Consider the following 11191-nt stretch of genomic DNA (forward strand, 5'->3'; position numbering starts at 1 on the left):
GAATTTACAGGGTGGGGTAAAGTAGCGATTGCTCCAAGATATAGATTGAGGCAATCGATACCGTACACAAAAGACACCAAGGAGTTATCGCATTAGACTTTTACATGCTAATAACTAATATGACAACTTGGTAAGCCATTCTTTTCTAGATAGTTTTGGTGATATTCTTCCGCAGGATGAAAGGTTTGAACCGGTACAATTTCAGTTACAATTTGTCGTAATCCCCATTTACCACTTTGAATTAGCAACAATTTAGATTGCTCTGCTAATAATTTTTGTTCTTGGCTGTGGAAAAAAATAGTGCTTCGATATTGGCTGCCAATATCACCACCTTGCATATTTAGAGTGGTTGGATTGTGGTTTTGCCAAAAAACGGTCAACAACTCTTCATAGCTAACGATATGTTCGTCAAACTCAACCTGTACCACTTCTGCATGGCCCGTTACGCCCGCTTTCACTTGCTCGTAGGTATGAAATTTGTCATTTCCCCCCATATAACCGCATTGTGCTGCAACTACACCATTTATTTGTTTAAAAAAATATTCAACGCCCCAAAAACAGCCTGCACCAAAAGTTGCTATAGTCATACGATACCCGTAAAGAAGTCTAGATGGCTAAAAGTATATTTATTCTAATAAATAATGCAAGCAAAGATTTACACTCTGTTAAATGTTACTTAACGTTAGCTTCCCCTAAATGTGATAGAATCCGACTACCGTTTGAAACCATTCAATATTTAAAGCCGCATCAAGGAGTCAGCGTGTTTCAACAATTAATGGATGACAAAGATTTTTTAGCATTTACGTTAACTAACATTAATAACAAGGTGCCAGAACAGCGCTTTGAATTGTCAAATAAAACAACAGTTACGATTTTAGATAACGGGATTATTTGTTTTAATCCAGCTCAAGGGTCGACTAAAGACATTGTTTTATCTTGTGCCATACATGGTAACGAAACAGCACCTATTGAAATCTGTAACGAACTCATAAATAATTTATTAAAAGAAACAATCGTTACAAAACAAAGAGTCCTGTTTATAATTGGCAATCCAGATTCCATACTCAGCCAAACACGCTTTGTAGAAGAGAATATGAATCGTTTGTTCAGTGGAGCACATTCTTCCGGTTTAGGTTTATCAAATAAAGAAAGAGTTAGAGCAAAAAAATTAGAGGAATATGTAGCTAATTTTTATCTTCAAAATAATAGCTCACAACGAATACATTACGACTTACACACCGCGATAAAGCCGTCTAAACATGAGAAATTTGCGATTTATCCTTACAGGCCTGGACGTAGCTTTAGTGCTGATCAAATTATGTTTTTAGCGGGTTGTGATGTTGACACCATTTTATTCCATCATGAACCTACCACTACTTTTAGCTATTATTCATCAGAACAATTCAAAGCCGATGCATTTACAGTCGAACTGGGTAAAGTGATGCCTTTTGGCGAGAATGATATGTTAAAATTTGCCAATACTAAAAAGATGCTTTTGCAGTTGATAACTCAACAACAAGTTGAACTAGCTCCTTTTGATAAAGACAAACTTCACTTATATAAAGTGTCTCGTTCCATTAACAAGCAGTTTGATGATTTCAAATTCACCTTTGATAAGACAACGGTAAATTTTTCTGGGTTCAAGCAAAATCATGTATTAGCAACGGAAGGTGACACTGAGATTAAGGTCATTTATCCATACGAAGCTATCGTTTTTCCTAATGAAAATGTACCTGTGGGCCAACGTACAGTATTATGTTTAGTGCCAGCACCTAATGAAGAAATTCAATAAGTTGTAAAGCTAAATATACATTATATATGACAGGATATTCACTAAGTGGAATGAACATTAGTTGATAGTAAGTTTACGTTAACGTAATGTTCGTTCGCATATAATAAATTACGCTTTATTTTTAAGGCTACAAATAACAAGAGCACAATATGAGCAACGCAACACTGACTAATGAAACAGTGCATCGTGTCAGCTTCTTAGACAAAGCTTCATTGCACATTCCTATTTTAAAAATTCTACAAGCTGATGGCACAACTTACGAAAATGCCGTCATGCCCGTTATTGATAAAGCCTTGGCTGAACGTATACATGATACTTGTGTTTTTACCCGAGTATTAGATGAACGTATGTTAAGTGCTCAAAGGCAAGGTCGTATTAGTTTTTATATGACTTGTACTGGCGAAGAAGCCTCTATCATTGGCAGTACTGCTGCACTTGATGACGGTGATGTCATATTGGCGCAATACCGAGAGCATGCATCACTTAGATATCGTGGCTTTACCACTGAACAATTTATGAATCAAATGTTCAGTAATGAAAAAGATTTAGGTAAAGGCAGACAGATGCCAATTCATTACGGTAGTAAAGAATTAAATTACCAGACAATTTCATCACCACTAGCGACTCAAATACCACAAGCTACCGGTGTTGCACATGCTTTTAAATTACAAGGCAAACGTAACGTTGCTATTTGTTATTTTGGCGAAGGTGCAGCATCAGAAGGTGACTTTCACGCAGGCCTAAATATGGCTGCAGTTTTAAAGTCACCAACGATCTTTTTCTGTCGTAACAATGGTTACGCGATTTCAACGCCAACTGAAGAGCAATTTGCAGGTAATGGCATTGCCAGTCGTGGTGTTGGTTATGGTATGCACACTATTCGTGTTGATGGTAACGATATGCTTGCGGTACTCGCAGCAACTCAACAAGCTCGAGCTCATGCGTTAGAACATAATGCGCCAGTACTCATCGAAGCGATGACGTACCGTTTAGGTGCACATTCATCTTCAGATGACCCATCGGGTTATCGTTCAAAAGAAGAAGAAGCTAAGTGGGAGCAACATGATCCTGTTAAGCGCTTTAAACTTTGGATGATCAATAAAGATTGGTTAAATGAAAAAGATGATGCTGCAGCTTATGAACAATACCGAGAAGAAGTACTTAATGCCGTTAAAGTGGCAGAAAAAGTGGCTTTACCGCATATCGACTTGTTAATCACAGATGTATTAGATAAACCAACACCTGCTTTAGAGAAACAATTAGCTGATTTAAAACAACATATTAAAAAATATCCTAAGTCGTATCCTAAAAGTGCAGGGAGAATTTAATCGTGGCTGAAATGAACATGTTACACGCCATTAATGATGCGTTATCAATTGCGATGACCGCGGATGAAAGAATGGTGGTATTTGGTGAAGATGTTGGACACTTTGGTGGTGTTTTTCGAGCGACATCTGGACTACAAGAAAAATTCGGCCGTGATCGTTGTTTCAATACACCGTTAACCGAGCAGGGTATTGCTGGCTTTGCTAATGGCTTAGCCTCAAATGGCATGACTGCTGTGGCAGAGATCCAATTCGCTGATTATATCTTCCCTGCATTTGACCAAATCGTTAATGAATCAGCAAAATTCAGATATCGCAGTGGTAATCAATTTGATGTTGGCGGACTGACTTTTAGAACCCCTTATGGTGGCGGTATTGCAGGCGGCCATTATCACTCGCAATCTCCAGAAGCGTACTTTACCCAAACGCCTGGTTTAAAAGTTGTCATTCCACGTAACCCAGAGCAAGCAAAAGGGCTGTTACTTGCTTCTATACGTGACCCTAATCCAATTATTTTCTTTGAGCCTAAGCGTCTTTATCGTGCTTCAGTTGGCGAAGTGCCCGCTGGCGATTATGAAATCGAGCTAGGTAAAGCAGAAGTGGTTAAATCAGGAACTGATATCACATTACTAGGTTGGGGCGCGCAAATGGAGATCCTTGAAAAAGCAGCGCTTATGGCTGAAAAAGAGGGTATTTCATCTGAAATTATCGATTTGCGCACTCTGGCACCATGGGACATAGAAACCGTTGCTGCTTCAGTTAAGAAAACGGGTCGGTTATTAATAAACCATGAAGCGCCGTTAACAGGTGGCTTTGCTGGTGAAATTGCAGCAACAATTCAGCAGGAATGTTTCTTAAGCCTTGAATCACCCATTAGCCGAGTATGTGGTTTAGATACACCATACCCGCTTATTCTTGAAAAAGAATACATGCCAGATGAGCTTAAAACATTCGAAGCCATTAAAGCATCAGTTAATTTCTAGGAGCAAGATATGATTAAAGATTTTATTTTGCCGGATATTGGTGAAGGTGTTGTTGAATGTGAGCTTGTCGATTGGATGGTTAAAGAAGGCGACTTAGTCGTTGAAGATCAACCCATCGCTGATGTCATGACCGATAAAGCTTTAGTGCAAATTCCTGCACCACATGGTGGCGTAATTACTAAGCTGTATTATGCCAAAGGCGATATTGCTAAAGTACATGCACCACTTTATGCCGTAGATATGGATGCAACTGCTGCCGAACCTTTTGTCATTTCGACAGCGGCGGAAGTAAAAAATGATTCAAGCCATACACCTAGCAATGCCTCGATTCAAAATACGCCACAAGCCCCTGTTACAGGTAAAGCGATTGAAGAGTTTTTATTGCCAGATATTGGTGAAGGTATTGTAGAGTGTGAACTGGTTGAGTGGTTAGTCGAAGAAGGCGATAGCGTGGTTGAAGATCAACCTATTGCTGATGTGATGACAGACAAAGCTTTGGTTCAAATTCCAGCAATAAAAAATGGCACTATTGTTAAACTTCATTATCGAAAAGGCCAGCTTGCAAAAGTACATGAACCTTTATTTGCCATCGAAGTTGAATCTACCTCAGTAGCAAATACCCTTGTAGATGATGCTCCAGCAACCCAAGTGGCTTTAGATGTTTCACCTGAGCCTGTTATACAAGGCAAAGCATTAGCCAGTCCTGCAGTGCGACGTTTAGCCCGCAGCTTAGATATCAATATTGCTGATGTGAAAGGAACAGGCAAAAGTGGCCGTGTCTATAAAGAAGATATTGAAAGCCACTTAACTGCAGCGACGCCTAAATCTACGACAGTTTCTACTCCTGTGGTCAATAACCAAGCCCCAGCAGTTACGCCAGCGACGACCGTGTCAAGCGCTACTGATAAAGTCGCACCTATCAAAGGTGTTAAAGCGGTTATGGCGAAAATGATGGTGGAGTCTGTTTCGACCATTCCGCATTTTACCTATTGTGAAGAGTTTGACTTAACAGATCTAGTTGCCTTGCGCGCCGAAATGAAGCAACGCTACTCTACTGATGAAGTTAAGCTAACAATGATGCCATTTTTCATGAAAGCAATGTCGTTAGCCATCAATGAATTCCCTGTGCTGAATAGCCAGGTCAATTCCGAGTGTACTGAGCTGACGTATAAAGCTTCTCATAACATAGGTATGGCTGTTGATTCAAAAGTTGGTTTGTTAGTACCTAATGTAAAAGACGTGCAAAACAAATCTATTCTAGAAGTTGCTGCTGAAATTACTCGTTTAACCACTGCTGCTCGTAGTGGCCGCGTTTCACCTGCAGATCTTAAAGGTGGCACGATTTCTATTTCTAATATTGGTGCACTCGGTGGCACAGTGGCAACGCCAATCATCAATAAACCTGAAGTAGCCATTGTAGCGTTAGGTAAACTGCAAACTCTACCGCGCTTTAATGAAAACGGTGAAGTTGAAGCGCGTAAAATAATGCAAGTTAGTTGGTCTGGCGATCATCGCATAATTGATGGTGGCACCATTGCCCGTTTTTGTAATTTATGGAAGCTCTATCTGGAACAACCTCAAGAGATGTTATTAGCCATGCGCTAATTCCTTCACCTTCAAAATAGGTTACCCAGTTACACGAAAGGACGCGAAAGCGTCCTTTAATTTTATGGGCCGATTTTGTATAATACTCAAACGTTGTAACTTCTCGGAATCAAAATGATCACTTCGGCACCGAATATCGCTTCAATCGAATATCCTTTTCCCGCAAAACCCGCTGTATTAAATGAAGCCGAAAAGGCTGATTATAAACAAAAAATTAAACAGCTTTTAAAAGCACAAAATGCGGTTCTTGTTGCACATTACTATACTGATCCTGAAATTCAAGCCTTAGCAGAAGAGACAGGTGGATGCGTATCTGATTCTTTAGAAATGGCACGCTTTGGTCGTGATCATCCTGCTAAAACGTTAATTGTTGCTGGCGTTAAATTTATGGGCGAAACGGCTAAAATTCTTAGCCCTGAAAAAACCATTCTAATGCCTACTTTAGATGCCACCTGTTCACTTGATATTGGTTGTCCTATTGAGCAGTTTTCGGCATTTTGCGATGCTCATCCAGATCATACCGTTGTGGTCTACGCTAACACCTCTGCCGCTGTTAAAGCGCGTGCAGATTGGGTTGTTACATCAAGTATCGCCCTTGAAATCGTTGAACACTTAGATAGTGAAGGCAAGAAAATCATCTGGGGCCCAGATAGACATTTAGGCAGTTATATCGCTAAAGAAACTGGCGCCGATATGCTGATGTGGCAAGGTGATTGTATTGTTCATGACGAATTTAAAGCAAAAGCCTTACGTGAATTAAAAATACAATATCCAGATGCTGCTGTGCTAGTTCACCCAGAATCACCAGCAAATGTGGTAGCGTTAGCTGATGCTGTAGGTTCAACTAGTCAGTTAATTAAAGCTGCACAAACTATGGACAATCAGCAATTCATTGTAGCAACCGATCGCGGCATTTTTTATAAAATGCAACAAGCTGCACCGGGTAAGACACTTATTGAAGCGCCAACAGGCGGTAATGGCGCCACTTGTAAAAGCTGTGCCCATTGTCCTTGGATGGCTATGAATGGTCTTCAAGCGATTGAAGCATCGCTCAGTAGTGTCGATAAAACAACCCATGAAGTGTTTGTTGATGACGCTTTACGTGATGATGCGTTAGTGCCACTTAATAGAATGCTAAATTTTGCTCAAACCCTTAATATGAAAGTAAAAGGCAACGCCTAATTAAGTTTGTAAGATTTAGCTTAGTATTACTAAGCTAAATGACAGACAATAAAAAGCCCTGCAATTGCAGGGCTTTTTCATATTAGTCAAATGACTGCTATGAATTATTTAGCTGTCATTAATGCAACAGTATTATCTAACATGCGGTTACTGAAACCCCATTCGTTATCATACCAAGCCATTACTTTGACAAGTCGACCATTAACACGTGTTTGAGTCGCGTCAAAGTTAGAAGAAAATGCATTATGGTTGAAGTCGATAGAGACTAAAGGTTCAACATTAATAGCAAGCGCTTCATTCAATGGTGAAGTTTTTGCTGCATCTGCCACTATCTGGTTAATTTCTTCAACTGTGGTGTCACGAGACGCTTGGAAAGTGAGATCTACAAGAGATACGTTGACTGTCGGTACACGTACAGCTAAACCGTCAAACTTACCTTGAAGCTCAGGAACCACTAAACCTACAGCAGCAGCTGCCCCAGTTTGAGTTGGGATCATAGACATTGCTGCTGCACGAGCACGACGTAAATCAGTGTGGTAAACATCTGATAAGCGTTGATCATTGGTGTAAGCATGAATAGTAGTCATTAAACCTGATTCAATACCAACAGAGTCATTCAACGGTTTCGCAAAAGGCGCTAAACAGTTGGTTGTACATGAAGCATTTGAAATCACAGTCATGTCAGCAGTTAGTACGTCATTGTTTACGCCATAAACAACTGTAGCGTCAACATTTTTACCTGGTGCTGAAATAATAACTTTCTTCGCGCCCGCTGTTAAATGTGGCTGTACCGCTTCTTTAGAAGTGAAAATACCAGTACATTCATACACAACATCAACATTCAACTCTGCCCAAGGCAATTTAGAAGGGTCACGTTCTTGGAAAGTTAGGATTTTATCGCCATTAACGTAGATAGCTTCATCATCATGATCAACTTTAGCATTAAAACGACCATGAACTGAATCATACTTGGTAAGGTGAGCATTAATTGAAGCATCACCTAAATCGTTGAGTGCAACGATTTCAATTGGGTAATCCTTTTCGCTTTCATAAAGCGCACGTAAAACATTTCTACCGATACGGCCATAGCCGTTAATTGCTACACGGATAGTCATTGCATATCCCTCAAGTGATTATAAAATCTGTTTCGTAAATCATGTGGTAGTAAAATTACCAAATTAACGATTTTCGTCAAGTAAAAAAGCCGAAAAATGGCAATTTAAGCGTCAAATGTCTGTATTTTATTTACAGAATTCAATATATCACACACTTTTTGTGTTTTTTTGTAAGTCGTCAACAAATAAGTGAAAAATATAATGTGTTCATTGTAGTTAATAACGCGCTAGTTTTTTAATCAATTCGCGTTTTAAATTGGCTGATATCGAATTGACCTAAGGAAAGTTGATTAACTAACATTTGCGCATCGAGGTCTAATTGGGCTGCCAAGGTTTTATTATTGCCAATTAAGGCTAAAAGCCTCTGCTCAGAAGCCACATAATCACTCATCAACAAATTGGCTTTGGTAAACAAGTATTCATTTTGTGAATTTTGTTCACGTCGATAAATGCTCGCTAAACCTAAAAGCCAGTCTGGATCCAAAGTTTCTGCGTTTGAGTTAGCTAAAAGTGATAAATACAGTGCTTTTGATTGGCTGGTATTTATTTTTAAATAATAACTGGCAATGTGGGACAACATGAAAACTTCATTAACTTCACCAGATTGTTCTGCGGCGATGACAGCATCTCGTGAATCACCATCATTAAAAGTGGTCCAGCGGTAGTAAGCCAAATAAAGATCTGGGTTATCTTGAGTAGATTCTCTTAATTGGGCTAAGTTTTGGGTACTAATAGCATAAGCACGTTCTCGATCTTCAGTACGGTGAGTATTAATAACATGTTTAACCCCGGCAGCAAGTTCGATGCATTTACTATAAGACTCAAGCTTGATGAGTTGCTCATAGAGTAACTTTCCTGAAGGGGTTTCTATCTGCTTTAATTGGTAACGACTGCGAATTAAGTCGCCTTTTTCTACTAAACACCAACTATCTTGGTGTAAATCGGCACAAAGTTCAGGATTTTTTTTACATATGGCGGCACTATTTCGACCAACATCACAACCGAAAAGGCCGAATAATGCAGCGAATAAAGAAAATGATGTAATTATTACTAAACTTTTGTTCAAAGCTGGCTCCGCATGGTGATTTTTTCTAATAAAATTACAGGTTTAGTAAAAATTTCTTACTGGTGAAATGCGTCAAATTTCATTACAATGACGGCGACTAATAAGGGATAACCCTACAATAATCTGATTATTGGTCTTTTCTTTCTGTTACTCAATTCTTTCTGCGACAAAGCCGAAATATGAGATAAAGGATCTTTTTAATGAGCGCTGATAAACACCTACAAAGTTGGCAAGAACGTTTCGAAATGGCTGAGGCTATGCAGCCTTTACTTGGGAAATTATACCGTAATCAAGGCGTTGAAGTCTTAATTTTTGGTAAACCACTTTTAAACGCATCAACAATAGAAATTATTAAAGCGCATCGCTTAGTTCGTCGTCACATTGGCGATAAGTTACGTTTACGCGAAAGTTTCCCATTTGTAGAAGCGTTAAGTAAGTTGTCAGTTAAGCATTGTAAAGTCGATATTGGCAAGCTTGCCATTAATTACTGGCGTGAACACTCTGATGCATCACAAATTCAATCTTATATGACTCACGCTTTAGAAGCGGGCATAAATTTTGGAGATGATGTTGCCGCTAAAGATGTCGTGTTATACGGTTTTGGTCGAATAGGGCGGTTATTAGCACGCCTGATGATCGAAAAAACCGGTCAAAGCAACAAATTATGTCTTCGTGCTATTGTACTTCGTGGTGGCAAGAAAGGCGATTTGGAAAAACGCGCCAGCTTATTACGTCGTGATTCGGTGCATGGTTCTTTCAATGGCTCAGTTGAAGTTGATGAAGAGAACAACGCATTAATCGCCAATGGTACTTACATTCAAATAATCTATGCTAATTCACCTGATGAAGTTGATTATACCCAATACGGTATAAATGATGCATTGGTTGTTGATAATACCGGTATTTGGAAAGATGAAGCAGGCCTTGGTTTGCACCTTAAGAGTAAAGGTGCCAGTAAGGTTCTGTTAACGGCACCAGCTAAAGGCGCCATTAAAAATGTTGTTTATGGTGTCAATGAAAATGACATTTTACCAGAAGACATCATTGTTTCTGCTGCTAGTTGTACTACTAATGCTATTACACCGGTTCTAAAAGCTGTTAATGATAAGTACGGTATTGAAAATGGCCATGTAGAAACTATTCACTCTTATACGAACGATCAAAACTTGATTGATAACTATCACAGTGCTGATCGCCGTGGCCGTAGTGCGCCATTAAACATGGTTATTACTGAAACTGGTGCTGCTAAAGCCGTATCTAAAGCGTTACCTGTGCTAGAAGGTAAGCTTACAGGCAATGCGATACGTGTACCTACACCTAATGTGTCAATGGCTATCATTAGTGTTAATTTAAACGGTGAAACAAACCGTGACGAATTAAATGAATACCTCAAAGATGTGGCATTAACTTCAGAGCTGCGTAATCAAATTGATTTTACTGAATCTACTGAGATTGTTTCTAGTGATTTAGTGGGCTCGCGTTATGCAGGCGTTGTTGACTCTCAAGCAACAATTGCAGAAGGTAAACGTGCAATTTTGTATGTTTGGTATGACAATGAATTTGGTTATAGCTGTCAGGTAGTGGGCGTTATGCAAAAAATGCTGGGTATTACGACTTTGTCTTTACCGAGCGCATAAACAGAACCTAATTAATGCCTAAGCGCAATTCACCTATTAAAAGCACTTCTTTGAAGTGCTTTTTTATTAGCAAACCATTATCACATTGCAGTTTTTGAATATTCTCAGCTGAAATAGCCCAGTCTTTTCAAATTAAGATTTTTCATACTGAATAGCTTTTAACCAAGTTCAGTTAATATTTATTCGATGCGTTTATTTATGCGACAAACGCACTAAAAACAACGAAAAAACTATAAAACTTCATTGACAGAATTGCTTAAAACAGTAAAAATGCATCTCGAAGTCAACGACAACACCTTGTTATTGATTCTGTAAAGCGACATTAGCTCAGTTGGTAGAGCGATACCTTGCCAAGGTATAGGTCATCGGTTCGAACCCGATATGTCGCTCCAATTCATTAAATGAATTGCGGCGCGATGGCAGAATGGCTATGCTGCGGATTGCAAATCCGTCGACCTCGGTTCGACTCCGGGTCGCGCCTCCACA

At 39.3% G+C, this 11191-nt stretch carries 9 protein-coding genes and 2 tRNA genes; 8 read left to right on the plus strand and 3 right to left on the minus strand.

From position 1 onward, the window contains the following. Nucleotides 1-107 precede the first annotated feature (107 nt). Nucleotides 108-587, minus strand: coding sequence for a peptide-methionine (S)-S-oxide reductase MsrA (gene msrA, locus Q4557_RS12365; RefSeq protein ID WP_303413050.1), 480 nt, complete (start codon nt 585-587; stop codon nt 108-110). Nucleotides 588-760: 173 nt separating this feature from the next. On the opposite strand from msrA, the gene astE reads away from it, so the two are divergent. From astE to nadA, 5 genes are all read left to right on the plus strand, one after another. Beyond that, nucleotides 761-1792 carry a succinylglutamate desuccinylase gene (gene astE / locus Q4557_RS12370; protein ID WP_303413062.1) on the plus strand — a complete coding sequence of 344 codons (1032 nt, stop codon included), beginning with the start codon at nt 761-763 and terminating at the stop codon, nt 1790-1792. Nucleotides 1793-1941: 149 nt separating this feature from the next. After that, a complete protein-coding gene (locus Q4557_RS12375; protein ID WP_102435415.1) occupies nt 1942-3120 on the plus strand; it encodes a thiamine pyrophosphate-dependent dehydrogenase E1 component subunit alpha in 1179 nt (392 codons plus the stop codon). Between the two features lie 2 nt (nt 3121-3122). After that, nucleotides 3123-4100, plus strand: coding sequence for an alpha-ketoacid dehydrogenase subunit beta (locus tag Q4557_RS12380; protein WP_102435413.1), 978 nt, complete (start codon nt 3123-3125; stop codon nt 4098-4100). A gap of 9 nt (nt 4101-4109) precedes the next feature. Beyond that, complete coding sequence (locus Q4557_RS12385; RefSeq protein ID WP_303413052.1) at nt 4110-5705, plus strand: dihydrolipoyllysine-residue acetyltransferase; 1596 nt, start codon at nt 4110-4112, stop codon at nt 5703-5705. Nucleotides 5706-5819: 114 nt separating this feature from the next. Continuing rightward, a complete protein-coding gene (gene nadA, locus Q4557_RS12390; protein WP_303413054.1) occupies nt 5820-6887 on the plus strand; it encodes a quinolinate synthase NadA in 1068 nt (355 codons plus the stop codon). A 104-nt stretch (nt 6888-6991) separates the two neighbouring features. On the opposite strand, the gene gap is transcribed toward nadA, so the two are convergent. Both gap and Q4557_RS12400 read right to left on the minus strand, forming a co-directional pair. Beyond that, on the minus strand, nt 6992-8002 hold the full coding sequence (gene gap, locus Q4557_RS12395) for a type I glyceraldehyde-3-phosphate dehydrogenase (RefSeq protein WP_102435407.1): 1011 nt from the start codon (nt 8000-8002) through the stop codon (nt 6992-6994). A gap of 235 nt (nt 8003-8237) precedes the next feature. Continuing rightward, complete coding sequence (locus Q4557_RS12400; RefSeq protein WP_102519548.1) at nt 8238-9068, minus strand: DUF2989 domain-containing protein; 831 nt, start codon at nt 9066-9068, stop codon at nt 8238-8240. 200 nt (nt 9069-9268) lie between these two features. Between Q4557_RS12400 and Q4557_RS12405 the strand changes: the two genes are divergently transcribed. The 3 genes from Q4557_RS12405 (at nt 9269) to Q4557_RS12415 (ending at nt 11189) form a co-directional block, all read left to right on the plus strand. Further along, nucleotides 9269-10705 carry a glyceraldehyde-3-phosphate dehydrogenase gene (locus Q4557_RS12405; protein WP_076540871.1) on the plus strand — a complete coding sequence of 479 codons (1437 nt, stop codon included), beginning with the start codon at nt 9269-9271 and terminating at the stop codon, nt 10703-10705. A 316-nt stretch (nt 10706-11021) separates the two neighbouring features. Further along, a tRNA-Gly gene (locus tag Q4557_RS12410) sits at nt 11022-11097 on the plus strand. An 18-nt stretch (nt 11098-11115) separates the two neighbouring features. Then, nucleotides 11116-11189: transfer RNA gene (locus Q4557_RS12415), tRNA-Cys, on the plus strand. The last annotated feature ends 2 nt before the right edge of the window (nt 11190-11191 follow it).

Origin of the sequence: Shewanella sp. 5_MG-2023, from assembly GCF_030547465.1 — a bacterium.
GTDB lineage: Bacteria > Pseudomonadota > Gammaproteobacteria > Enterobacterales > Shewanellaceae > Shewanella.

What these genes read in the sequence shown, in the direction of transcription:
- msrA (WP_303413050.1), bottom strand. Translation starts at nt 587, where the DNA reads ATGACTATAGCAACTTTTGGTGCAGGCTGTTTTTGGGGCGTTGAATAT.
- Q4557_RS12375 (WP_102435415.1), top strand. Translation starts at nt 1,942, where the DNA reads ATGAGCAACGCAACACTGACTAATGAAACAGTGCATCGTGTCAGCTTC.
- Q4557_RS12385 (WP_303413052.1), top strand. Translation starts at nt 4,110, where the DNA reads ATGATTAAAGATTTTATTTTGCCGGATATTGGTGAAGGTGTTGTTGAA.
- nadA (WP_303413054.1), top strand. Translation starts at nt 5,820, where the DNA reads ATGATCACTTCGGCACCGAATATCGCTTCAATCGAATATCCTTTTCCC.
- gap (WP_102435407.1), bottom strand. Translation starts at nt 8,002, where the DNA reads ATGACTATCCGTGTAGCAATTAACGGCTATGGCCGTATCGGTAGAAAT.
- Q4557_RS12405 (WP_076540871.1), top strand. Translation starts at nt 9,269, where the DNA reads ATGAGCGCTGATAAACACCTACAAAGTTGGCAAGAACGTTTCGAAATG.